Source organism: Amycolatopsis sp. NPDC034160 (assembly GCF_055575355.1).
Map to the genome: position 1 here is coordinate 1 of NZ_JBVISU010000038.1, position 24,483 is coordinate 24,483.

General features: G+C 68.7%; 19 protein-coding genes. 3 read left to right on the forward strand and 16 right to left on the reverse strand.

Annotated features, from left to right (window positions below):
• Positions 1-219 precede the first annotated feature (219 nt).
• From tyrS to ACZ54P_RS39560, 3 genes are read right to left on the reverse strand one after another with little or no spacing between them, the layout of a single operon-like run.
• Positions 220-1,494 (reverse strand): tyrosine--tRNA ligase, encoded by a 1,275-nt coding sequence (tyrS, locus tag ACZ54P_RS39550; protein WP_465466748.1) that lies wholly within the window; start codon positions 1,492-1,494, stop codon positions 220-222.
• A gap of 32 nt (positions 1,495-1,526) precedes the next feature.
• The gene (locus ACZ54P_RS39555; protein ID WP_465466749.1) at positions 1,527-2,162 is read right to left on the reverse strand and encodes a DNA-3-methyladenine glycosylase; all 636 of its coding nucleotides are present in this window, start codon (positions 2,160-2,162) and stop codon (positions 1,527-1,529) included.
• A 42-nt stretch (positions 2,163-2,204) separates the two neighbouring features.
• Complete coding sequence (locus tag ACZ54P_RS39560) at positions 2,205-3,584, reverse strand: serine hydrolase domain-containing protein (protein ID WP_465466750.1); 1,380 nt, start codon at positions 3,582-3,584, stop codon at positions 2,205-2,207.
• A gap of 39 nt (positions 3,585-3,623) precedes the next feature.
• On the opposite strand from ACZ54P_RS39560, the gene ACZ54P_RS39565 reads away from it, so the two are divergent.
• Complete coding sequence (locus ACZ54P_RS39565; protein WP_465466751.1) at positions 3,624-4,319, forward strand: TetR/AcrR family transcriptional regulator; 696 nt, start codon at positions 3,624-3,626, stop codon at positions 4,317-4,319.
• 312 nt (positions 4,320-4,631) lie between these two features.
• Here the strand turns inward: ACZ54P_RS39565 and argH are convergent, their stop codons facing one another.
• From argH to argC, 8 genes are read right to left on the reverse strand one after another with little or no spacing between them, the layout of a single operon-like run.
• The gene (gene argH / locus ACZ54P_RS39570; RefSeq protein WP_465466752.1) at positions 4,632-6,047 is read right to left on the reverse strand and encodes an argininosuccinate lyase; all 1,416 of its coding nucleotides are present in this window, start codon (positions 6,045-6,047) and stop codon (positions 4,632-4,634) included.
• 28 nt (positions 6,048-6,075) lie between these two features.
• Positions 6,076-6,429 carry an argininosuccinate synthase gene (locus ACZ54P_RS39575; protein WP_465466753.1) on the reverse strand — a complete coding sequence of 118 codons (354 nt, stop codon included), beginning with the start codon at positions 6,427-6,429 and terminating at the stop codon, positions 6,076-6,078.
• A complete protein-coding gene (locus ACZ54P_RS39580; RefSeq protein ID WP_037313092.1) occupies positions 6,419-6,940 on the reverse strand; it encodes an arginine repressor in 522 nt (173 codons plus the stop codon). Before ACZ54P_RS39580 ends, ACZ54P_RS39575 begins: the two co-directional genes overlap by 11 nt.
• Entirely contained in the window at positions 6,937-7,863 is a 927-nt protein-coding gene (gene argF, locus ACZ54P_RS39585) for an ornithine carbamoyltransferase (RefSeq protein ID WP_465466754.1), read from the reverse strand. Before argF ends, ACZ54P_RS39580 begins: the two co-directional genes overlap by 4 nt.
• A 16-nt stretch (positions 7,864-7,879) precedes the next feature.
• Entirely contained in the window at positions 7,880-9,073 is a 1,194-nt protein-coding gene (locus ACZ54P_RS39590) for an acetylornithine transaminase (protein ID WP_465466755.1), read from the reverse strand.
• Entirely contained in the window at positions 9,070-9,990 is a 921-nt protein-coding gene (argB, locus tag ACZ54P_RS39595; protein ID WP_465466756.1) for an acetylglutamate kinase, read from the reverse strand. Before argB ends, ACZ54P_RS39590 begins: the two co-directional genes overlap by 4 nt.
• A complete protein-coding gene (argJ, locus tag ACZ54P_RS39600) occupies positions 9,987-11,147 on the reverse strand; it encodes a bifunctional glutamate N-acetyltransferase/amino-acid acetyltransferase ArgJ (protein WP_465466757.1) in 1,161 nt (386 codons plus the stop codon). The genes argB and argJ overlap by 4 nt, the downstream gene beginning before the upstream one ends.
• Positions 11,144-12,172 carry an N-acetyl-gamma-glutamyl-phosphate reductase gene (argC, locus tag ACZ54P_RS39605; protein ID WP_465466758.1) on the reverse strand — a complete coding sequence of 343 codons (1,029 nt, stop codon included), beginning with the start codon at positions 12,170-12,172 and terminating at the stop codon, positions 11,144-11,146. The genes argJ and argC overlap by 4 nt, the downstream gene beginning before the upstream one ends.
• A gap of 116 nt (positions 12,173-12,288) precedes the next feature.
• Here argC and ACZ54P_RS39610 point away from each other — a divergent pair, with 116 nt between their 5' ends.
• Positions 12,289-13,254: a helix-turn-helix transcriptional regulator gene (locus ACZ54P_RS39610; RefSeq protein ID WP_465466759.1), complete on the forward strand. Its 966-nt coding sequence runs from the start codon at positions 12,289-12,291 to the stop codon at positions 13,252-13,254.
• A 714-nt stretch (positions 13,255-13,968) separates the two neighbouring features.
• Here the strand turns inward: ACZ54P_RS39610 and ACZ54P_RS39615 are convergent.
• Positions 13,969-14,466: a helix-turn-helix domain containing protein gene (locus tag ACZ54P_RS39615; protein ID WP_465466760.1), complete on the reverse strand. Its 498-nt coding sequence runs from the start codon at positions 14,464-14,466 to the stop codon at positions 13,969-13,971.
• 218 nt (positions 14,467-14,684) lie between these two features.
• Positions 14,685-16,274 carry an alpha/beta hydrolase gene (locus tag ACZ54P_RS39620; RefSeq protein WP_465466761.1) on the reverse strand — a complete coding sequence of 530 codons (1,590 nt, stop codon included), beginning with the start codon at positions 16,272-16,274 and terminating at the stop codon, positions 14,685-14,687.
• 184 nt (positions 16,275-16,458) lie between these two features.
• Here ACZ54P_RS39620 and ACZ54P_RS39625 point away from each other — a divergent pair, with 184 nt between their 5' ends.
• Positions 16,459-17,151 carry a DNA alkylation repair protein gene (locus ACZ54P_RS39625; protein ID WP_465466762.1) on the forward strand — a complete coding sequence of 231 codons (693 nt, stop codon included), beginning with the start codon at positions 16,459-16,461 and terminating at the stop codon, positions 17,149-17,151.
• Here ACZ54P_RS39625 and ACZ54P_RS39630 read toward each other — a convergent pair.
• From ACZ54P_RS39630 to pheS, 3 genes are all read right to left on the reverse strand, one after another.
• The gene (locus ACZ54P_RS39630) at positions 17,132-20,518 is read right to left on the reverse strand and encodes a tetratricopeptide repeat protein (RefSeq protein ID WP_465466763.1); all 3,387 of its coding nucleotides are present in this window, start codon (positions 20,516-20,518) and stop codon (positions 17,132-17,134) included. The two genes, ACZ54P_RS39625 and ACZ54P_RS39630, sit on opposite strands and share 20 nt — an antisense overlap.
• Positions 20,519-20,630: 112 nt before the next feature.
• Positions 20,631-23,201 (reverse strand): phenylalanine--tRNA ligase subunit beta, encoded by a 2,571-nt coding sequence (pheT, locus tag ACZ54P_RS39635; protein WP_465466764.1) that lies wholly within the window; start codon positions 23,199-23,201, stop codon positions 20,631-20,633.
• The gene (gene pheS / locus ACZ54P_RS39640; protein WP_465466765.1) at positions 23,202-24,266 is read right to left on the reverse strand and encodes a phenylalanine--tRNA ligase subunit alpha; all 1,065 of its coding nucleotides are present in this window, start codon (positions 24,264-24,266) and stop codon (positions 23,202-23,204) included.
• Positions 24,267-24,483 lie beyond the last annotated feature (217 nt).

Consider the following 24,483-nt stretch of genomic DNA (forward strand, 5'->3'; position numbering starts at 1 on the left):
CACAATCAAGCGGCCTTATCCGAAGCAGTCATTCCTAGCAGTTTTTGGTAGGACACCCACTCAATCGCGGTGAGCGAGAGCTTGGTTCGTGTCCCAGTCGGCCACCCGGTTTCCCTGGCGACTTGGAGAACTTTACATGGCCCGCAGGGGCCCGAAACAGGGGGGTACCTTAACTGCGTTTCCGCAGGTCACGGCCCCTGTTTCGGGCCGGGGCCGCGATCAGCCCCCGACGCGCACGCCGGCGACGGTGCGCTTGCCCTTGCGGACCACGAGCCAGCGGCCGTGCAGAGCGTCGTCCGCGGACGGCTTCCACTCCTCGTCGGCGATCTTCGTGTTGTTGACGTACGCGCCACCTTCCTTGACGGTGCGGCGCGCGGCGCCCTTGCTGTCGACGAGCCCGGCGGCGATCAGCAGGTCGACGATCGTCGCCTCGCCGTTCGGGTCCACCTTGCCGTTCGGTACCTCGGCCATGGCGGCGTCGAGGGTCGACGGGTCGAGTTCACGCAGCTCTCCCCTGCCGAAGAGCGCCTGACTCGCGGCGATGACCTGGCGGGTCGCCGCCTCGCCATGCACCAGCGTCGTGAAGTCTTCCGCCAGCTTCCGCTGCGCGGACCGCAGGTGAGGGCGCTGTTCAGTGTCCTCGGCGAGCGCCGCGATCTCCTCCTGCCCGAGGAAGGAGAACATCTTCAGGTACCGGATGACGTCGGCGTCGGCGACGTTCAGGAAGTACTGGAACCACGCGTACGGCGAGGTCATCTCCGGGTCGAGCCAGACGCTGCCGCCGCCGGTGGACTTCCCGAACTTGCGCCCGTCGGAGTCGGTGACCAGCGGCGCGGTCAGCGCGTGGGCGTGCCCGCCGTCGGTCCGGCGGATGAGGTCGACCCCGCCGACGAGGTTGCCCCATTGATCGGAGCCGCCGATCTGCAGCTTGCAGCCGTACTCGCGGTACAGGTGCAGGTAGTCCTGCGACTGCAGCAGCAGGTAGCTGAACTCGGTGTAGGAGATGCCGTCGGTTTCGAGGCGGCGCTTCACCGTCTCGCGGTTCAGCATCATGTTGACCGGGAAGTGCTTGCCGACGTCGCGCAGGAACTCGACCACGCTCTGCTTCGCGGTCCAGTCCAGGTTGTTCTCGATCACCGCGCCGGTCGGCGAGTCGTCGAAGTCGACGAACCGCTCCAGCTGACCGCGGATCCGGTCGGCCCACGCCGACACGGTGTCCACCGTGTTCAACGTGCGCTCACCGGTGTCACGCGGGTCGCCGATCATGCCGGTGGCGACGCCCGCCAGCACGATCGGCCGGTGCCCGGCGCGCTGGAAGCGCGAAAGCATCAGCAGCGGGACCAGGTTGCCGGCGTGCAGGCTGGGCGCGGTCGGGTCGAATCCGCAATAGAGCGTGAGGGGTCCTTGGTCGAGGTCTCGCCGCAGTGCGTCGGTGTCGGTGGATTGCGCGATCAGGCCGCGCCAGGTCAGCTCGTCAAGGATGTGCTCGCTCACGCCTGTAGATCCTCCCGCACCAGGTCAACCGACTATCGGCCGGGGGCCGCCGCCCGCCGCTTGCCGCCCCGGCGATAGGTGGAGACCGCGGGCGAGCCGTCGATCCAGAACCGCCATGGCGTGTCCATCGCCATCGCGACGCCGACGCGCGGCCCGGTGCGGATGGCCGACTCCGGGACGCGCTCGCCCGTGAATAGCCGGACGGGTGACGCGGGGTCGGTCAGGTCGACGCCGTTCTCGGCCCGGTCGATGCCGAGTACCGAGGTGAGGATGGCCGGGCCTTTGGCGAGTTCGCCGTTGCCGCGCGCGGACGGCCTGCGTGCCTTGGCGATGTCCGCGCCGGAGACGACCTCCCCGGCGCGGAGCAGCACGGCGCCCGGCTGCCCGTCTTCGGTGCCGACGACGTTGGCGCAGAAGTGCATGCCGTAGACGAAGTACACGTACAGATGTCCGGCCGGTCCCCACATGACCTCGTTGCGCGGGGTCTTGCCGCGGTAGCAGTGCGACGCGGGGTCGTCGAGGCCGCGGTAGGCCTCGACCTCGACCAGGCGGACGGCGACCGTGCCATCGGGGCCCGTCGACTCGATCACCGCGCCGAGCAAGAGCGTGGACATCTCCACCGGATCCAGCGCCAGCTCCCGCCGGGTGAACTGTCTGCCGGTCTCCACGTTCCGCACTCTCCTTGTCCTCGCGATCTTCCTGCGCCGACCTTAACCGGCGATCTTCGGTGCCACCCGCATGCTGGTGTAGCAGCACGCGGTGCCGTCGGGCAGTCTCGTGAACAGCACCGGCATCCAGTCGTCGCCGAACATCGAGTTCTTCCCGGCGAAGACGTTCTCCGACACCGGCACCAGCTCCGCCTCGATCGGCGGCGCGATCCCCTTGAGCGCGTCGGCGAATTCATACACGAAGCGCAGCCTTCCGTCCGTTTCGATGACGGTGATGATGACGCCTTCACGGCGATAGGTACCCGTGAAAGGCGCGACATTCACCGAGGGCGGCGACGCGGGCGGAGCGAACTCGGCGGGCACCTGGACTCCGGCGAGTTCGCCGAGCAATTCCCGTGACAGTGCGGTGTACAGCCGGTCGGTCGTACCGTGGTTCGTGAGCAGGGCGAAGGCCAGCCCCGCGTCCGGAACCACTCGCAGGTAGGAACGTTGCCCGATCGACGAGCCGTTGTGCCCGAAGCCGGGAACGCCGTTCCATTCGTAGGTGGACAGGCCGAGACCCCAGCCGTCGGAACCGAGCGTCCATTTGTCGGGTACTTCGACCTCGCGACGCCGCATCGCGCTCACCGTCTTCTCGGAGAGCACACGAGTCCCGTCGGGTGAGGTGCCGTCCAGGAGCATCCGCGCGAAGCGGACGACGTCGCCGGCCGTGGCGAGCACCCGGCCGTACGGCCCGGCGGAGCGCGGCAGAAGATCCCAGGCGGCCGTCGGCGCGGGGTCTCGGCCGAGGTGTCCCATCGCGACGCGGAACCGCAGCGCTTCCTCGGGCAGGGTCATCGTCCCGGTGAGCCCGAGCGGTGCGATGAGCCGCTCGCGCAGGGTGTCGTCCCAAGTCAGCCCGGTGAGCACCTCAACGATCCGGCCGAGCACGTTGTAGCCGACGCTGCTGTAGGACGCGACCGTCCCCGGCGGGCAGTCGAGCGCCACTCCCCTCGCCGCTTCGACGTACTTGGCGAGGCAGTCGTCGCCTCGTCCGGTGTCTTCGATGAAGTCGCAGGTGAGCCCACCGGTGTGGCTGAGCAGCTGCCGGACGGTGATGGTCTTGGTCGCGTCCGGGTCGACCGTCGCGAACTCCGGCAGAACCTCGATCACCGGTGCTTCGAGATCCAGCCGTCCCTCCTCGGCCAGCCCCATCACCAGTGAGGCCGTGTAGACCTTCGCGACCGAGCCGAGCTGGAAGATCGAGTCGGTGGTCGTCTCCACGCCGGTTCCGCGGTGCAGGATCCCGCTGGCCAGTTCGTGGATCTCACCGTCCATCAGCACCGCGAGGGTCGCGCCGGGAACCCGGTGTTCGACCCGCAGGTCGTCGAGGCGGGACTGCCAGTGGGCGTGGTCGAATGTTGTCCGTACACTGTTAGGCATACTGAACACTGTACGGAAACGGAATGGGAGTGAACGCGGATGTCGGTCTGGGCTCGTCCCCCGAAACGCAAGCGCGAGCAGCCGTTGCTGAGCCGTGAGCAGATCGTCTCCGCGGCCATCGAACTCCTCGACGCCGACGGCATCGACGCGCTCAGCATGCGAAAGCTCGGTCTCCGGCTCGACGTGGCCGCCGCGTCGATGTACACCCACGTGGCCAGCAAGGAGGAGCTGGTCGAACTGGTCGTCGACGAGGTCTACGGCGAAGTCGGCCTGCCCGCGGCCGGTCCGTGGCGTCCGGCGGTGGTGCGGTTCGCGCACGACCTGCGTTCGGTGTTCCTCCGCCATCCCTGGATCGGCTCGCTGCTCGGCGAGGCGGGCGTCGCCTATCTGGGGCCGAACGTCCTGAACCTGTCCGAAGCCGCGTTGGGGCTGTTCGAGGGCGCCGGCTTCTCCCTGGCCGACGCCGATCTGGCGTGGAACACGCTCATGGCCTACGTCGCCGGGCGGGCGACCAGTGAAGCCGCGTGGCTCACGGCGCTCAAGAGAAGCGGCCAAAGCGAGCAGGAGTGGAAGGATCGTCTGTGGCCCGCGGCCGAACAAGCGGTGCAGGACCACCCACGGCTGAAGAAGCTCTACGCGGCGCAGAGGAACCAGTCACCCCACGAGACCAACGACGACGACTTCGGACGCGGTCTCGACTGCGTCCTGGATGGGCTTGCTACGAGGCTCCCTTAAGCGCGTGAAGGCCCCCTTCCCTCGGCTGGTCACTTAAAGAGGGGTAAGGCAAACGTGGCGTTCCTTGCGACGTCGCCTCGCCGCCGCCGCACATGGGAACCTGACCGCCCCCCGATTCGCCACTTACGACCGTCCAGACCTGCGCGAGACCCCAGCGACCGTGTCGCGAAAGCCACTTTCGAGACATCACACGTCCCCAAAGTGGCTTTCGCGACACACCTTGACCATGAAGCTCACCAAAGACCACGCCGACGACGCCGTGAAGGACCCCTTCACTACCTTCAGCGTAGGCAAAGAGGCCTTCACGAGAGGTCAGCTCAGCCAGGTGCGGTGTTCGGTGACGCGCGCGACCAGCCGGTCCCGCTGTTCGGCGACCCGCTCCGGAGCGGTACCGCCGCGTGCGTTGCGCGAACGCACCGAGCCCTCGACGGTGAGCACTTCGCGCACGGCGGGCGTCAGCGCCGGGTTGATCTTCTCGAATTCTTCGTCGGTCAGCTCGTCGAGGCCGACACCGCGGCCCTCGGCGACCCGGACGCTCTCCCCCGCCGCCTCATGCGCGACACGGAACGGAACCCCTTGCCGCACAAGCCATTCGGCGATGTCCGTGGCGAGAGTGAACCCGGCCGGTGCCAGTTCGGCGAGCCGGTCGGTGTGGAAGGTCAGCGTCTCGAGCATGCCCGCGATCGCCGGGAACAGCAGTTCCAGCTGCTCGACGGAGTCGAAGACCGGCTCCTTGTCCTCCTGCAGATCCCGGTTGTAGGCCAGCGGCTGCGCCTTGAGCGTCGCGAGCAGACCGGTCAGGTTGCCGATGAGCCGTCCGGCCTTGCCGCGGGTCAGCTCGGCGACGTCCGGGTTCTTCTTCTGCGGCATGATCGAGCTGCCGGTCGCCCACGCGTCGTCGAGGGTGACGTAGCCGAATTCGGCGGTGTTCCAGATGATCACCTCTTCGGCGATCCTCGACAGGTTGACCGCGAGCATCGCGACGTCGAAGGCGAACTCGGCGACGAAGTCCCGCGAGGCGGTGCCGTCGATGGAGTTCTCGACGCTGGTGTCGAAGCCCAGCTCCGCGGCGACGGCCTCCGGGTCGAGGCCGAGCGAGGAGCCGGCGAGCGCGCCGGAACCGTAGGGCGATTCGGCGGTGCGAGCGTCCCAATCACGCAAACGGGTCACATCACGCAGCAGCGACTGGCCGTGCGCGAGCAAGTGGTGCGCCAGCAGGACCGGCTGCGCGTGCTGAAGGTGGGTACGGCCCGGCAGCACCGCGTCCGGATGCCGGTCCGCTTGCGAAACCAGCGCGTCGACGACACCCAGGGTGCCGGCGACCACCCGGCGGGCGGCGTCGCGCAACCACATCCGGAACAGCGTCGCGACCTGGTCGTTGCGGGAGCGGCCCGCCCGCAGCTTGCCACCGAGTTCGGTACCCGCCCGCTCCAGCAGACCGCGTTCGAGGGCGGTGTGGACGTCCTCGTCGGCGACGGTCGGGGTGAACGCGCCCGAGGCGACGTCCTGCGCGAGCGTGTCCAGCGCGGTGAGCATGCCCGTCAGCTCGTCTTCGGTGAGAAGCCCGGCCTTCCGCAGCACTCGCGCGTGTGCCCGCGATCCGGCGATGTCGTACGGCGCCAGCCGCCAGTCGAAATGGGTCGACGCGCTCAGCGCCGCCATCGCCTCGGCCGGCCCGCTGGCGAACCGGCCGCCCCACAGCTGCACCGGCTGCTCATTCCCGCTCACAACACTCCTCGAAATTCCTTGGTTCTGGTCAGGCGACCGATTGGTCGAAACCGGTGCCCGTGGTGAAGTCGTACAGTGTGCGCTCATCACGCGCGGAGTTCACGACCGCGTTCCCCCGGTGCAGGATCAGGCGGACTTCGCCGGACACCCGCCCGGCGCTGACCTTCTCCAGTTCGTCGTGCGCGGTGACCAGCGCGAGCGCGCCCGGGCTTTCGTAGATTCCGCGTCCTTCGATCCCGAAGGCGCCGACACGACGGTTCAACTGCTGGAAGGCTTCCAGCAGGGTCACGGTCTCCCCGTCGATGGCGACCGGCACCCCCTCGTCGAAGGTGATGACCGCCTTCTCCGGGTCATCCGGGAAGGCGAACCCGTCAGGCGTCACCTTCGGCCTCCTCACCGCCGTCCACTGTGGACGACCGTCGGGCCAGCGCCATGAAGCGCTCGGCCAGATCCTTGCCGGACAAGGGTTCCCTCGCGATCACCGCGACCGTGTCGTCCCCCGCGATCGAGCCGACGACCTCTTCCAGCGCCGCCCGGTCGATGGCGCTGGCGAGGAACTGCGCCGCCCCCGGCGGGGTGCGCAGCACGGTCAGGTTCCCCGACGAATCCGCCGAAACGAGCAGTTCGGCGAGCAGCCGCGAGAGCCGGGAGGTCCCGCCCTGCACCCCGCGTACCGGACTGCCGTCCTCCGGGATGACGTACACGGGCGCGCCGGAGTCGGCGCCCCGCAGTTTCACCGCGCCCAGTTCGTCGAGGTCCCGTGACAGCGTCGCCTGGGTGACGTCGATGCCTTCCGCCGCCAGGAGCTTCGCGAGCTCCGTCTGGCTGCGGATGGCCATCGTGGACACGAGTTCGGTGATCCGGGCCTGCCGGGTGACCCTGCTGCCGGTCATCGTCGCTTCTCGTCCAGTAGCCACACGAGCAGCGCCTTCTGCGCGTGCAGCCGGTTTTCGGCCTCGTCCCAGACCGCGCTCGACGGTCCGTCGAGGACCTCGTCGGTGATCTCCCAGCCGCGGTGCGCGGGCAGGCAGTGCAGCACGATGGCCTCGTCCGCCGCCCGGCGCATCAGCGCGGCGTTGACCTGTAGCTCCCGGAACGGCCCGACGCGGTCGAGGCCGTCGTTCTCCTGGCCCATCGAGGTCCAGGTGTCGGTGACGACGACGTCCGCGCCTTCGACGGCGGCGTACGGGTCGGTGAAAACCGTGGTGCTGCCGCCGGTTTCGCTGGAGCGGTGCTTGGCGTCGAGCATGACCTGCTGATCCGGCTGGAAGCCTTCCGGCGACACGACGCGCACGTTCATCCCGGCCGTGGTCCCGCCCAGCAGCAGCGAATGCGCCATGTTGTTGGCGCCGTCGCCGAGGTAGACCAGGGTGAGCCCGGCGAGCTTGCCCTTGCGCTCGCGGATGGTCATCAGGTCGGTGAGCACCTGGCACGGGTGGAACTCGTCGGTGAGCGCGTTGATCACCGGGATGCTCGCCGCCGACGCCATCGCGTCGATGCGCTTCTGGGCGAAGGTCCGCCAGACGATCGCGTCCAGGTAACGCGACAACACCCGGGAAGTGTCCTCGATGGTCTCTTCGCGGCCGAGCTGCATGGAGCGCCCGTCGACGATCACCGGGTTCCCGCCGAGCTGGGAGATGCCCACCTCGAACGAGAACCGGGTCCGGGTGGAGTTCTTCTCGAAGATCGCCGCGACGGACTTGCCCTCCAGCGCGCGGGAGCTCAGCGGCTCTGCTTTCAGCTGGTCGGCGAGGTCCAGGATCTCGGCCTGTTCGGCGGGGCTGAGATCGTCGTCACGGAGGAAGTTGCGGAGCATGCGTTTCGTCTCTGTCCTAGGTGGTGGTGGAATCGAGCGCCCCGGGAAGGGCTTCGAGGAATCCCGCGGCCTCGTCGGCACTCAGGATCAGCGGCGGTGCCAGCCGGATGGTGTCCGGGGCGATCGGATTGACCAGGTATCCCGCGTCCTGCGCGGCCTTGGCGACCGTGGCGGAGACCGGTTCGCGCAGCGCGATGCCGAGCAGCAGCCCGGCGCCGCGGACCCCGGCGACCAACGGGTGGCCGAGCTCCTCGACGCGCGAGGCGATGTCCTTGCCCAGTGCGGAAACGTGGTCGTTCAGGTTGTCCTTGGCGATGGTCTTCAGCACGGCGAGCCCGGCGGCGCAGCAGATCGGGTTACCGCCGAAGGTGGTCCCGTGCTGTCCCGGCTTCAGCAGTTCACCCGCCTCGCCGACACCGACGACCGCGCCGAGCGGCAGGCCGCCACCGAGACCTTTGGCCAGCGTGATGACGTCCGGCACGATGCCGGTGTGCTGGAAGGCGAACCACACGCCGGTGCGGCCGATCCCGGTCTGCACCTCGTCGAGGACCAGCAGGGTTCCGGTCGCCTTGGTGATCTCCCGCGCGGCCTGGAGGTAGCCGTCCGGCGCCGGGATCACCCCGGCTTCCCCGAGGATCGGCTCGAGGAACACCGCCGCCGTGTCGGTGTCCACCGCGGCGCGAAGCGCGTCGATGTCACCGTAGGGGACGTGGGTGACGCCTGGCAGCAGCGGCGCGAACGGGTCCCGCTTGGCTGGCTGACCGGTCAGCGTCAGCGCGCCCATGGTGCGGCCGTGGAAAGCACCCTCGCAGGCGACGATCTTGGTGCGCCCGGTGAGCCTGCTGATCTTCAGCGCGGCTTCGTTGGCCTCCGCGCCGGAGTTGACGAACAGCACCTTCGCGTTGCCCGAGAGACCGGCGACGTCCAGGAGGGTTTCGGCGAACTCGACGACGACCGGGTTCACGTAGAGGTTCGAGGTGTGCCCGAGTTTCGCGACCTGTTCGGTCACCGCGGCGACCACGGCGGGATGGGCGTGCCCCAGCGCGTTGACCGCGATCCCGCCGACCAGGTCGAGGTACGGCTTGCCGTCGGCGTCCCAGACCTTCGCGCCCTCGCCGCGGACCAGGGTCAGCGCCGGAGTGCCGTAGTTGTCCATGAGGGAAGACTTCCAGTGCTCCTGGCCGTCTAGATTGGACTTGTACGTGGTCACGGGAGCTCCGTTTCGGGGAAGACCATGGTACCGATGCCGCGGGAGGTGAAGACCTCCAGCAGAACCGAATGGGCGATGCGGCCGTCGATCACGTGCGCGCGGCGGACACCGCCGCGGATGGCGCGCACGCAGGCCTCCATCTTCGGGATCATGCCGCTGGCGAGGCCGGGCAGCAGGGTTTCGAGGCGGTCCACGCGGATGCGGTCGACCAGGGAGCCTCGGTCCGGCCAGTTGGCGTAGAGGCCTTCGACGTCGGTGAGGACGACGAGCTTCTCCGCGCCCAGCGCGGCCGCCAGCGCGCCGGCCGCGGTGTCGGCGTTGATGTTGTGCACGACACCGTCGATGTCCGGGGCCACCGTGGAGACCACCGGGATGCGCCCGGCGTTGACGATGTCGAGCACCGCGTCCGGGTTGACCTCGGAAACCTCGCCGACGAGCCCGATGTCGACCTGTTCACCGTCCACAATGGCCTGTTTGCGCTCGGCGGTGAACAGGCGCGCGTCCTCGCCGGAGATGCCGACCGCGTACGGGCCGTGCGCGTTGATCAGCCCGACCAGTTCACGGCTGACCTGTCCGGTCAGGACCATGCGGACGATGTCCATCGTCTCCGGAGTGGTGACCCGCAAGCCACCCTTGAACTCGCCTTCGACGCCGAGGCGGTTGAGCATCGCGGTGATCTGCGGACCGCCGCCGTGCACCACGACCGGACGCAGCCCGGCCAGGCGCAGGAACACCATGTCCTCGGCGAAGGCCTGCTTGAGGCTCTCGTCGATCATGGCGTTGCCGCCGTACTTCACCACGACGGTGGCGCCGTGGAAGCGCTGCAGCCAGGGCAGGGCCTCGATCAGGATCGCGGCCTTCTCGGCGGCCGTCGCTAGCCGTTCGTCCGCGGGGACCGTGGTTTCGGAAGGGCTCATGACGAGTACGCGCTGTTCTCTTCGACGTAGGCGTGCGAGAGGTCGGTCGTGTAGATCGTCGCTTCGCCGTCGCCGAGACCGAGGTCGACGACGATCTTGATGTCGCGGCCCGAGAGATCCGCTTCGGAGCGGTCCGCGGCCGGGGTGCCCTTGGCGAACAGCGTCACGCCGTTGATCGTGATGGCGACCTTCTCCGGATCGATCTCGGCGGGCACCCTGCCCAATGCCATCGCGATGCGGCCCCAGTTCGGGTCCGAACCGAACAGCGCGGTCTTGACCAGGTTGTCCTCGGCGATCGTCCGGCCGACGGCGATGGCGTCGGCCTCGGTCGCCGCGCCGGTGACCGTGACGTCGACGTATTTGGTCGCGCCCTCGGAGTCCGCGCGCAGCTGCAGCACGAGATCGAGGCTGACGGCGGTGAGCAGCTCGGTCAGCTCCGCCTCGGTCGGCTCGACACCGCTGGCGCCGGAGGCGAGGACGAGCACCGTGTCGTTGGTGGAGGTGCCGCCGTCGACGTCGAGCCGGTCGAAGGTGCTGCCGGTGGCCGCGCGCAGGGCCCGGTCGAGGACCTCCGGCGTAACGACCGCGTCGGTGGTGAGGACCGAGAGCATCGTCGCGAGATTCGGCGCGAGCATGCCGGCGCCCTTGGCGAATCCGCCGACGCTCCAGCCGCTGTCGTGCTTCGCGGCCGCCTGCTTCGGCTTGCTGTCGGTGGTCATGACCGCGGTGGCGGCGTTGAGATCGGTTTCGGCACCGGTCCCGAGTTCTTTGAAGGCGGTGTCCACACCGGAAAGCAGCGCGTCCATCGGGAGGCGCTCGCCGATCAGGCCGGTTGAGCAGACGGCGACCTCGATCGCGCCCGCCTCGAACAGTTCGGCGACCTTCTCGGCGGTCTTGTGCGTGTCCTGGAAACCGCCGGGACCGGTCGCGGCGTTCGCCCCGCCCGAGTTGAGCACGACGGCCTTGAGGCGCTGCTGCTTGAGCACCTCCTGCGACCACAACACGGGCGCGGCCTTGATCACGTTGCGGGTGAACACGCCGGCCGCGACCTGCAGCGGACCGTCGTTGACGACGAGCGCGAGGTCGAGCTTGCCCGAGTCCTTGATTCCGGCGGCGATGCCCGCGGCCCGGAATCCCTTCGGCTGGGTGACGGTCACGGAGCGACTCCTACGGTCGGTAGTCCGGTGGTTTCGGGGAGGCCGAGTGCGATGTTCATCGACTGCACGGCACCGCCCGCGGTGCCCTTGGTCAGGTTGTCGATGGCCGCGACCACGATCAGGCGCCGGGTGTCGGCGTCGACGGTGACCTGCAGCTGGACGTTGTTCGAGCCGACGACCGAAGCCGACGACGGCCACTGACCCGAAGGCAGCAGCTGGACGAACGGTTCGGCGGCGTAGGCCTTCGCGTACACCTCGCGGGCACCGTCGATGTCCAGATCGGACTTGAGCGCGGCGCTCGCGGTGGTGAGGATCCCCCTCGGCATCGGGGCCAGCACCGGGGTGAACGAGACCTTGACCCGCTCCCCCGAGACCACCGAGAGGTTCTGCGCGAATTCGGGGGTGTGGCGGTGGGCGCCGCCGACGCCGTACGCGGTGGCCGAACCCATCACCTCCGAACCGAGGAGGTTCGGCTTGAGACTCTTGCCCGCGCCCGAGGTCCCGGTCACGGCGACGACGTTGACCTCCGGCTCGATCAGGCCGGCGGCGAAGGCCGGGGCGAGCGCGATCGAACCGCCGGTCGGGAAGCAGCCGGGGACCGCGATGCGCTTGGTCCCGGTGAGGCGCTCGCGGGCGCCGGGGAGTTCGGGAAGTCCGTACGGCCATTGTCCGGCGTGGTCGCCGCCGTACCAGCGCTGCCAGTCGGCCGCGTCCGCCAGCCGGTGGTCCGCGCCGAGGTCGACGACCAGGACGTCCGGGCCCAGCCGCGCGGCGATGGCACCCGAGTGGCCGTGCGGCAGGGCGAGGAAGACGACGTCGTGTCCGGCCAAGGTCTCCGGGGTCGTCTCCAGCAGGACGCGGTCCGCCAGCGGCGCGAGGTGCGGCTGGTGCTGGATGAGCGGCGTCCCCGCGGAGCTGGCCGCGGTCAGCGCACCGATCTGGACTTCGGGATGGGTCAGCAGCAGGCGCAGGAGTTCGCCGCCCGCGTACCCGCTGGCTCCGGCAACCGCGATCTTCACCGTCATACGAATGATTATGCACAGCGGTGCAAGTTCAATCAAACAGAAGCTCCCTCGAACACTGTCGTGTGGCTCACCCGACTAGGTCATCTCCTGTCCTCTTTCCAGGGCATCCTTACCGCATGACGGACACGCCCGCCCGGTTGCTCAACCTGCTGTCGCTCTTGCAGACACCGCGCGAATGGCCTGGCAGCGAGCTCGCGCGGCGGCTGGAGGTCAGCCAGCGCACCATCCGGCGCGACATCGACCGGCTCCGTGAGCTCGGCTACCCCGTCGACGCGTCACGAGGCGCCGAGGGCGGCTACCGGCTGGGGGCGGGCGCGGCGATGCCACCGCTGCTGCTCGACGACGAGGAAGCCGTCGCCATCGCGGTCGGCCTCCGGAGCGCCGCCGGGCAGGCGATCTCCGGGATCGAGGAGTCTTCGGTACGGGCACTGGCGAAACTCGAACAGGTATTGCCGTCGCGGTTGCGTTACCGCGTCGGCGCGCTGGGCGCCGCGACCGTGCCGCTGCCCGGCACCGGCCCCGCCGTCGACCCGGAACACCTCACCGTCTTCGCCGGCGCGATCGCCAACACCGAACGGACCCGGTTCGCCTATCGAACCGGCGACGGGACCGAATCCCGGCGACATGTCGAACCGCACCGGCTCGTCTCCGCCGGGCGTCGCTGGTACCTGCTCGGCTACGACCTCGACCGCGACGACTGGCGGATCTTCCGGGCGGACCGGATCGCCGAGCCACGAGCGACCGGCGGCCGGGCCACCCCGCGACAGCCACCCGCCGAGGACGTGGCGACCTATGTCACCGACCGGATGTACAGCCTCCTTCCCACCTACAGCGCGCGAGTGACCCTGCACGCGCCGATGAACCAGGTCGCCCCCGCGATCGGGGACGACATCGGCGAAGTCGAACCGGTCGACGACGCCGGCTGTGTCTGGAACGCGGGCGCGGACACGCTCGACTGGCTCGCTTTCCGGCTCCTGGGACTCGGCTGCGAGTTCACCGTGCACGAGCCACCGGAACTGATCGGCCACCTCCGGGAGATGGCGGCGCGCATGAATCGCGGTATTTCGTCCACAGTGGACTGATGTGGCGAGGTTACTCGAGGCCCCTGAGGAGACCGCCGCGACATAGGGCGATTCTGGACGCCGACTGGGCTCTCTCCCAGCGCCTGCCCTGCGCGACGGTGACGATTCAGCGGCTGCCGGGATCGACGACGGAGGGTCGGGGACGTTGGGTGTCCCCGATCCTCCGCCGATCAACGTCAGGTCGGCAGCCAGGTCACCGAAGATCGACGGTGAAGGAATCGGGACCTTCACCGTCACGACCTCCCCGCACCCCGGTCAGGATCAGCCGCTCTTGACTGTCCATAAGGGACAATCCGCGCGGCCATGGTGCCCGTTTCAGGTGCTTTGCGCGATTTCACGAGGGGGTCGTGAGTGATTTGGGTCGTTCTAACCCTCATTAGCACTCACGACCCCGCGCAGAAACGGGCATAGAGACATCAACCTGACACTCAGTCGCCAGCTCGCGTCCTTTGTGGACACTGACGCCCGGTCGGCGCCCAGAAGCAGGGCCTACGGGGTGGCGCACTCGAGAGGGATGATGGCCTGGGTGACGTGGGCACCGCACTCGCGTGCTTGAAGACGGATCTCGCGTGCTCAGACACGGGTCAAGCGTGATCGGAGGTGTACCCCGCGAATCCCGTGCCTGAGCACGCGCGTTACACCTCTGCCCGTCTCCCGACCTCACCATGGACCGACGGCGGCCGCGAGGGCCGGATGCCCCGCGGCCGCCCGGGTTCAGCCGAGTTCACCCACCACCTCTCGCTGACTCGGCGGGATCGGGAGGTACGCGCCACGGCGCTCCGGGTCGCATCCGACCCTGGGCAGCCGTGCCCGGATCCCGCCCGGCGTCCGCTCGAACCGCCGTGCGATCTCCTCGACGCTTTCCCCGGCCAGCCAACGGCTTTCCAGTTCGGCGTCCAGCTCGTCGGACCACGGCAGGCCCTGATGCGCGGGGCGGTCCGCCGATCTTCGGCGACCGTTCCGGCCGTTGCTCCGCCCGGCGAACGCCATCAGCGTGTCGGACAGGACGGTCGCCAAAGCCGGTATGGCCTCGGCGTCGATGTCGAGCCTGCCTTCGGCGACAGGCTCCTCCTGCGGTCCGGCTCCGCCGACCATGACGGTCACCCAGCGGTCTTCCCCGGCCGCGCCGCCACCCTCACGGGCGGCGACCTCGATGCGATAAACGGTGTCCTGCACGCGGATCTCGGTCCGGTGCTCTTCGACAATGGTCATGCCGGGGACGCTAACGGGCGGTGCCGACAATTCCCCGGCCCGGCGGCGGGAATCGGGTCCGGGCCGGTGGATGAGCGGTACTTTCATCGCGATCCGGGTCGAAAGGGTGCCGGTCATGCCCGTAGTCCAGCGCGTTCAAAGGACTGAACGCGACATGGGAAGGCCCCGGCCCGGAAATCCGGACCGGGGCGGCGAAGCATCCCGAAGAGCGATCGGTCTTAGAATCGCACCGTCTGAGCCAGCGTCTCCTTCTTCACTTCAGCGGCGGCCGAAGGCACATCCGACTTGTTCGCCGTCGCCGACGAACCGGCCGGAACCGGCGGCGGGACCGGGGTGCACTGCACGTCCGAACCGTTGCCCGGCTTCCGCTCGGGCAGCTTCCCGGTCAGCAGGTAGTCCGCGATCTTGTCGTCCACACAGGACACACCCGAGAGCGAACCGGAGTGCGTGGTCCCTCCGGGCGCGCTGATCAGGCTGGAATTCGGGTAGCGCTTGCGGACCTCCAGGCTGCCGGGGTACGGCGTCGCGGCGTCGTTCTCCTCGTTGACCAGCAGGATTCCCGGCACCTTGCGCCCGTCGATCTCCACCGGCTTGCCCGGCTTCGCCGGCCAGTCGAGGCACGGCGCGTTGAACCAGGCGTTGCCCCAGGTCTCGAACGGGGCCCGGAAGTGCGTGACCCAGTTGTCGAACTTCCAGCGGTTCCAGCTCTGCGGCCACGCGACGTCGGTGCACTGCACGGCCGCGTACACGGCGTACCCGTTGTCCTGACCCGGCGGGTTGGAGTCGTCGTACAGGCCCTTCAGGGTCTGCCAGTCACCCTGGTGCACCCATCCGGAGAACGCCTTCGCCATGTCTTCCCAGCCGAAGACGTAGTATCCGGCCTGCAGGAAGATGTCCGTCCACTCGGAACCGCCGATGACCCCGCCAGCGGGCTTGTCGTACAGCTTCTTCTGCTCGGCGTACCACAGCTTCTCCACCGCGGAAGCGGTCTTGCCGAGGTGGTAGACGTCGTCGTACTTGGCGAGCCAGCCGAAGTAGGTCTTGATGTTCTTGTCGAAGGCGATGTCCTGGTTCAGGTTCGCCTGGTACCAGACGTCACGAGGATCGACCGTGCCGTCGAAGACCATCCGCCGCACGTTTCGCGGGAACAGCGTGCTGTACACCTGACCGAGGTAGGTGCCGTAGGAGAAGCCGTAGTAGTTGATCTGCTTCTCGCCCAGTGCCTTGCGCAGGCTGTCGACGTCCTTCGCGACATCGATGGTCTTGATGTGCTCCAGGATCGCGCCGTTCTTGGCGCACGCCTTCGCGTAGCCCTTCGCCCTGTCGAGCCACGTCTTCTCGATGGCACGTGTGGTCGGCACGTACTGCGGGCGGTTGTAGGAGGCGTAGTCGCCGTCGCAGGTCAGTGACGGCTTGCTCGCCCCCACCCCACGCGGGTCGAAGCCGATCCAGTCGTACTCCTCCCCCGCCTTCTTGGGCACGGCCCGGCCGAGCGTCGACAGCCCGAGGCCGGATCCGCCGGGGCCACCCGGGTTGACGATCATGACGCCCTGCGATCGGGCGGACTTGTGCTTCACGCGCGAGACGGCGATCGAGATCTTCTCGCCGCCGGGCTTCGCGTAGTCCAGGGGGACCTCGAGGAAGCCGCATTCCGCGCCGGCCTTGACCAGGCTCGGCCGGGTGCAGGCTCCCCAGCTGATGGGCTTCGGATCGAAGTCCGACGCCGAGGCGGCCGTGGCGGAGGGAGCGAGCGCCATGGTGCCGACGCCGATCCCCGCGACCGCCAGGGCGGCAACGAATTTCTTCATGTGTTCCTTTTCGTCCGCGTACGACCCGGTCGGGCCGAAGCTACCGAGAACCGGCTTCAATCTCGCTGACCGACACGTTGACCGCCATCCCTCTTTAGTCGGTATCCCCGCCCCGATCCGGGCATATCCGTCTTGTCGGTCCCCTGTCGTACGCTCGCGGCGCCCCGCTGGAAGAGGAGTGCGCATGGATGTGGTGAAAAGCCTGGTTTCGGCGGTTCGCAACGGTTTGGCCGGGCTGGCCGATGCGGAGAAGGCGACCGCGATGCGGGCGTACATGAAGTCGGAAATGCCGTTCCTCGGCGTGCCGAAACCTGCCAGGTCGGCCTTGCTGAAACCGGTTTTCGCGGACCATTCCCTACCCGATGAGGTGACCTTCTCCACCGCCGTGCGCACCCTGTGGCGCGAGGCGGAATTCCGCGAGGAGCGGTACGCGGCCATCGACCTGTCCGGTCAGCGCGCCTACGCCCCCTGGCAGGACAGCGAGCTGCTCGCTCTGTACGAGGAGATGATCGTGACCGGCGCCTGGTGGGACTACGTCGACGAGCTCGCCATCCGCCGTGTCGGGCCGATCCTGCGGGCCGAGCCGGAGACGGTGCTCCCCCTGATGCTCACCTGGGCCTACGACGAGGACAGGTGGCGCCGGCGCACGGCGGTGATCTGCCAGGTCGGCGCCAAGGGCGGGACCGACACCGATCTGCTCACCCGGGCGGTCGAGGCGAACATCGACGACAAGGACTTCTTCCTCCGCAAGGGAATCGGCTGGGCGCTGCGCGAGTACGCGAAGACCGAGCCGGACTGGGTGCGCGCGTTCGTCGCCGCGCATCCGGCGCTCTCGAAGCTGTCCCGGAAGGAGGCGCTCAAGCACCTGGGCGGTTGAGCACCGGTCGCGGGATCAGCGCGGAGAGCTCGTCGATCACCGCGCCGAGTTCGGGTAGCAGCTGTCCCGTCTCCTTCAAATCGCGGAGCAGGTCCAGCCGGATTGCTTGTGGCGGATCTTCTCCGAGAAGCTTGACGAGGTCGCGTTTCGCGTCCTCGATGCGGCCGAGGGCCAGGAGATAGAAGAGCGGCTGGGCCTTGGCGTCCCAGTCCTCGGGGGCGGCCGCCGCGTCGGCCAAGACCTTCTCCAGGGCTTCGGAGAACTGCCGTTCGGCTTCTTCTCCTCGCCCGGTCTTCGAATCCACCAAGGCGAGGAGATTGCGTATCCAGAGGGATCGAGACGCGACTGGTCGCAGGACCTCCCGCGCCTCCTCCGGCTCTCCGGCGAACAACAAGGCTTCACCGAGGTTCCCGCGGTATTCGGTGTCGTCAGGATCCAGCGCGATCAGTTCACGCAGTTCTTCGATGGCCTTGCCGTAATCGCCCGCACGGCGATGGATCTCCGCACGCAAGGCGCGACCACTCGCGTCGTGGCCGTCGGCCAGCGCGTTGTCCACATCGGACAAGGCTCCGGCGAGGTCGCCGAAGAGAACGCGATGATGGGCGCGCTGGTAGTAGGCGTACCCTCCGTCCTCACCCAGCCGGACCCCTTCGTCCAGCTCCGCCCTCGCTTCGTCGTGGCGATCCAGCTTCGCCAGGCTGTCCGCCCGGGTCACATGGAAGAAGGAGTTCGAAGAGCTCGATTCGAGTGCGACATCGATATCGGCGAGAGCGGCCCGGTGATCGCCCAATCTGTGGCGGGCCATCGCCCGCCAGGTGTACGCCCACTCGTTGCCGGGGTCGAGTTCAATCGCGCGGCTCAAGGCCACCACCGCTTCATCGTTCCTCTTCAACCGGCTGAGCATCATCCCTCGCCACAGGTGATTCTCGGCGTCCTCGGGGGCCAGCTCGACAGCGCGGTCGAAGTCGGCCAGCGCCGCCTGCCGATCACCGAGGTCATCATGGACAAGCCCGCGCATGTAGTACGCCCACTCGTAGTCCGGGTCGATCCGGAGCGCGGCGGTGAAGCCGTCGATCGCGAGCCTGCGCCGCCCCGCACGCCGGTGGAACGCCGCCCGGATCGCGGGTGGCCTGGCGCTGCCGGGATCCGCCGCGATAGCCGCGTCCAAGACCTTCGCGGCCTCGTCGTCATCCCCGATCTTCCCGAGGAACCAGGCCAGCTCGGTCAGGTAGTAGACGTCCTGGGGGCGGAGCGCGGCCGCCGCCCGGTACCCGGCGAGCGCCTCGGCGGTCTCCTCCAGTTCGGCCAGGAGAACCGCCCGGTAGTGGACCGCCCAGGCGTAGTCGGGATCGAGCCGGATGGCGATGTCGAGTTCGTCGATCGCCTTCCGGAAGTCTCCGCGTTTGTGGTGCACCGCGCCGCGGGCCGGGTAGGCCCACGCGTGGTCGGGCTGCAGGCGGACGGCCTCGTCGAGATCGGTCATCGCGCCGTCGAGGTCGCCGAGTTCGGCTCGCGCCGAACCGCGACCACGCCACGAATACGCGTAGTCGGGGTCGAGTTCGATCGCCCGGTTCAGGTCTTCGAGCGCCGACGTCCAGTCGGACTGGTTGCGGAGGAAGTTGCCGCGATCGCTCCAGGCGTAGGGATCGGCGGGGTTGAGGTCGAGCGCACGGTCGAAGTCCCTTTTCGCCGCCTCGAGTTCATCCTGGCCCTCATGAGCCCAGGCGCGCCGCCTGATCACCGTCGAGAGCCTGGCCGCGTCGAGTTCACCGGCCCCGGCGAGGACATCGAGGACTGCCACTTCACGTGGCCCGTCGCCGTCTCCCACCGCTTCGGCCAACCGCCGCGCCCAGCGCAGGACGGCGGGCTCGTCGGCGTCGATGCCGGCCTGCTCCATCATGCGCGCCCAGGTCCGTGCGGCCGCGCTGCCGGTCGTGATCATCTCGGCGGCGCCGAGCAGGGCGTCCGGCAGCGCTTCGGCCGGATCGCCGCAGAGCCGGTGGTAGGTCTCTTCCAGTTTCCTCCGCTGCCAGCGTTCGTCGTTCCAGGCATCGCGGTGCCGTCCGTACCCGAGTTCGGTGCACCGGCCTTCGTAGTACTCGGCGAGTTTGCGATGGTGCTCGGCGAACTCTCCGGGTGACCGGCCGCGTTCCATGCGCACCATCGGACCGCGGACCACCGGGTGATAGCGCACCGGCAGCTCGCGCCGCCCGACGAACGGCAGTTCCCGCAGCCAGCGAAACGTCTCCCCCGCCGTTTCCTTCCCGGTCAGGACGCCGACGACGTCTTCGTCGAGGACGCGGGGTAGCGACGCGGTGGCGGCGATCTTCTGTTTGGCCTTTTCGGGGACCCAGTGCAGGAACCGCTTGACCGCGTCGTCGCCGGGATCACCGACGGCGTCCGCCTCGGAGGGCTTTCGCTCCGCCAGCATGGCGACCAGGACGGGCAGGCCGTCGGTCAGCCGCAGCACGGTCTCGATCACCTGCTCGTCGGTGATCCCGTGCTCGGCGAGCAGCCGTCGCGCCTCCGGTTCGGTGAACGGCCGGAGTTCGATCTCGCGCACCAGCGGCGCGTGCCGGTTCCATTTCGCCTCGTCCAGCGGGAACTGGCCCGCGACGGTGAGCACCAGGTTCTGCGGCAGGTCTCCGTACCGGCCGCCGAACAGGTCCAGCAGCCAGGTCTCCAGTACCGGCGCCGTCCGTTCGAAGGTGTCGAAGAACAGCGCGATCTGCCGGGATTCCGGAAGCCGCCAAAGATCCTCGACGAACGGTTTGGTCAGCTCCTCCGCCGGATCGAGGAGCAGCTGGACGTCGGCCTTCCGTTTGAACTTCGCCGCGAGGTAGCTCTGCAGCTGCTCCAGCTGTTTCGCCGTCGCGTCGGCATCGATCGCGTCCGCGGCGATGCTGCCACCGGGCAGCGTCTTCGCCACCCCGAGACCGGCTTTGACCACGGTCTTGGTGACGAGTGCGCGACCGGCAGCGGGAGCCTGTGGATCGCTGTGCAGTCGTTCCCGCGCCTTGAGGTAGGACTCGTAGCGTTTCTCGAAGCGCCGCATGTCGTGCCCGGCGCGAGCGAGGTCCCTCGCGAGTTTGACCAGGGTCGCGGGCAGATCCTGAAGGCGATCGTCCGCGAACCCGACGGCGGCGCGGGATTCCTCGGCGATACCACGAAGCTGTTCGAGGAGGAAGCTCTTGCCGACCCCCGCGAGACCGTGCACCGAGAACAGGTACCGACGACGCCGGTCGCTGCCCGGCAACGCCAGATTGGCCCGGAAGTCTTCACGTTCCCCGACGCGGCCGACGAAACCGTCGCTCATCCGGGCACGGGCGATGTCTTGGATGCTGGGGCGACCGTCTGGACGTGACACGGGAACTCACTTTGCCACACCTGGTGATGCGTCAAGGCCCCCTTCCCGCGGCTGGTCATTAAAAAACCATGGCCGAGGGAAGGGGGCCTTCACGAGACTTCGGGCCGCGAGGTCAGGCCCGCAAGCTAGCACCGAAGCGCTCACCGGCGACGGCGATCGCGGCGTCACGAGCCTTGGTGGCCTCGTCGACGGTCAGCGTGCGGTCCGCGGCACGGAACCGCAGCTTGTACGCCACCGAACGCTTGCCCTCGCCCACCTGCTCGCCCTGGTAGGAGTCGAACAGCGTGATGTCCTCGAGCAGTTCGCCCGCGCCTTCGCGCAGTGCCTCGGCCAGGTCGGCCGACGGCACCTCCGACGCGGCGACGAGGGCGACGTCGAGCAGCACCGGCGGATAGGCCGAGATCTTCGGCGCCGGACGGCCGTCCGGGATCGGGATCGCGTCCAGGTCGAGTTCCATCGCGACGGTACGCGGCGGCAGCCCGAGCGCCTCGACGACCTTCGGGTGCAGCTCACCGGCGTAGCCGACGGGCCACTGCCCGACTCGCAGCTGCGCGCAGCGGCCGGGGTGCCAGGGCAGGTGATCCGCCGCGGCCGTGGTCAGCTCGACACCGGCCGCCTGCGCCACCAGCCGGGCGGCCTGGACCGCGTCGGCCCAGTTCGCCTGCTCGCCCTCGCCCCACCAGCCGGCGCGGGCACGCTGGCCCGCGAGCACGACGGCGACGTGCACCGGCTGCGGCGGGACGGCCGCCTCCAGTACCGCGAGTTCCTCGTCGGTCGGCCGACGGTCCACCCCGAGGGACGGCATCGGGACCGGGTTCGCCCCGGGCAGCACGACCTGTCCGATGTGGAACAGCGAAACATCCTTGAAGCCACGGGAAATGTTGCGCTGCAGGGTTTCCAGCAGCCCCGGAAGCAGGGTGCTCGTCATCCGGTCCTTGTCCGCTTCCAGCGGGTTGCGGACCCGGACGGTACGGCGGCGGACGTCGTCTTCGGGCAGTCCGAACGAATTCCAGACCGAATCCGAGATGAACGGGAAGGGCAGCACCTCGACGTAGCCCGCCTCGGCCAGCGCACGCGCGACCGAGCGGCGACGGCGCTGGGTGTCGGTGAGGCCACGGCCCGCCGGGGCGTCGGGCAGCACCGACGGGATGCTGTCGTAGCCCTCCAGCCGGAGCACCTCCTCGACCAGGTCGGCGGGCTGCACCAGGTCACCACGCCAGCTCGGCGGGATCGCGGTCACCAGCGCGGTGCCGTCCTCGGCCGTGCCCACGTTGACCTTGCAGCCGATCTGCGAGAGCCGCCGGACCGTGACACCGCGCTCGTAGCGCACCCCGGCCACCTGGTCGGGCATGCTGATCGGCATGGACACCGGCGGGTTCGGCTCGACGCCGCCCTCATCGGTGCGGCCGGGCAGGATCGAGCCGTCACCGTACTGGCGCAGCAGACGCGCGGCGAACTCGACGGCCACCGCGCACAGCTGCGGGTCGGTGTAGCGCTCGAACCGCTTGGCCGCCTCGGAGAACAGCTTGTGACGGCGGGCCGTCCGGCTGATCGACGACGGATCCCAGTGCGCGGCCTCGAGGAGCACGTCGGTGCTTTCGGGAGTGATCTCGGTCGACGCGCCGCCCATCGTGCCCGCCAGCGAGATGACCCCACTGTCGTCGGCGATGACCACGTCGTCCGCGTCGAGGGTGCGCTCGACATCGTCCAAAGTGGTCAGTTTCTCGCCCGGTTTCGCCTTGCGCACCACCAGATCGCCCTTGACCGAGCTGGTCGCGAACGCGTGGAGCGGATGGCCGAGTTCGATCATCACGTAGTTGGTCACGTCGACCGCGAGCGAGATCGACCGGATCCCCGCCAGCATCAGACGGCGGCGCATCCACCACGGCGTCGGCGCGGTCGCGTCGAGGTCCTTGACCCGGCGCAGCACGAACCGCTGGCAGCCCTCGGTGTCTTCGAGGTGCACCGGCCACGCGTCGGTCTCGGCCTCCGGGACCTCGATGGACGCCGGGTCGCCGAACGGGACGTCGAGCGCGTTCGACAGCTCGCGGGCCAGCCCGCGGACCGACAGCGTGTACCCGCGGTCCGGGGTCGGCGTCACCTCGAGGACGGTGTCGTCGAGGCCGAGCAGCTTGTTCGCGTCCTCACCCGGGCTGGCGGTGCTCGGCGGCAGCACCAGGATGCCGGAGTGGTCGTCCCCGATGCCGAGTTCGCTCGCGGAGCAGATCATGCCGTCGCTGAGGCGGCCGTAGGTCTTGCGCGAGCCGATCTCGAAACCGCCGGGCAGCACCGTGCCGGGCAGCGCGACGATGACCAGGTCGCCCTCGGCGAAGTTCGTGGCACCGCAGATGATCCCGCGGGTCTTGATCCCCGTCGGGCCGTCGTCCTCGAAGGGGCCTTCGTCATCGTCGTCGTCATCCGCGTCGACGTTCTCGTCCGGCTTGTCGGTGTCGTCTTCGGACTCGCCGACGTCGACCCGGCAGAAACGGACCGGCTTCTTGAACTCGGTCAGCTCCTCGATCTCGGCCACGCGGCCCACGACGAGCGGGCCGGTGACCGGTTCGAGCGGGCGGACGTCGTCGACCTCGATGCCGATGCGCACGAAGGCGTCGGCCAGATCCTGGGCCGTGACCTCCTCGTCGACGTCGAGGTGTTCGGTCAGCCAGCTGGCTGGGACCTTCACTCAGGCCTCCGTTCCGAAGGGCAGGGTGAACCTGATGTCGCCCTCCACCATGTCGCGCATGTCCGGAATTCCGTTGCGGAACTGCAGGGTGCGCTCGATACCCATGCCGAAGGCGAAGCCCGAGTAGACCTCGGGATCGACGCCGCAGGCACGCAGGACGTTGGGGTTGACCATGCCGCAGCCGCCCCATTCGACCCAGCCGGCGCCGCCCTTCTTCTCCTCGAACCACACATCGACCTCGGCCGACGGCTCGGTGAACGGAAAGAAGTGCGGGCGAAGACGGGTCTTCGAGCTTTCGCCGAACATCGCGCGGGCGAAGGCGTCGAGGGTGCCCTTGAGATGGCCCATCGTCAGGCCCTTGTCCACCGCGAGCCCTTCGACCTGCGAGAACACCGGCGTGTGCGTGGCGTCGAGTTCGTCGGTCCGGTAGGTGCGGCCGGGGCAGACGACGTACACGGGCAGGTCGCGGTGCAGCAGCGTGCGGGCCTGTACCGGCGAGGTGTGCGTCCGCAGCACCAGCCCGGAGTCCTCCTCACCGAGGTAGAACGTGTCCTGCAGCTGGCGCGCGGGGTGGTCCTTGCCGAAGTTCAGGGCGTCGAAGTTGAACCACTCGGCCTCGAGTTCCGGACCGTCGGCGACCTCGTAGCCCATCGCGACGAACGCGTCGGCGATCCGCTCCGACAGGGTCGAGATCGGGTGCCGGGCGCCGCGGGGCACGCGGTCCCACGGCAGCGTGACGTCGACGGTCTCCTCGCGGAGCACCTTTTCGTCACGTTCGGCCTGGAGTACGACGCGGCGCGCGTCGAAAGCGGCCTGGATGGCTTGGCGCGCTTCGTTGACCCGCTTCCCTGCCTCGGCTTTCTCCTGCTTCGGCAGGGCACCGATCTCGCGGCGAGCGAGCAGCAGCGGAGACTGGTCACCGAGGTGGGCGGGCTTGACCGCGGCCAGCGCGTCGAGATCCGCCGCGGCCGCGAAATCGGTCTCGGCCTGCTTGACGGCGGCCGTCAACGTTTCCGGCGCGAGCGTTCCCGCCTGGGGGTCCTGCTTGTCGTTGGCTTCGGACATAACTCCTCGGCGTCCGCTGGGACTGGTCCGGTGCACGCGAGCGCACGCATGGGTTTAGCAGCAGCTGAATTCTATGGGACAGCGAACGGCGGCCCCCGATCACCCTAGGGCTGGGCACACCGTCACTCGGGAGGGCGAAAGACGCGCTCTACGCCGTAAACAAGGTGCTGGAACGAACATCGCGTTCCATGAGAGCTCCCCTGTGTCGTGAGGTGAA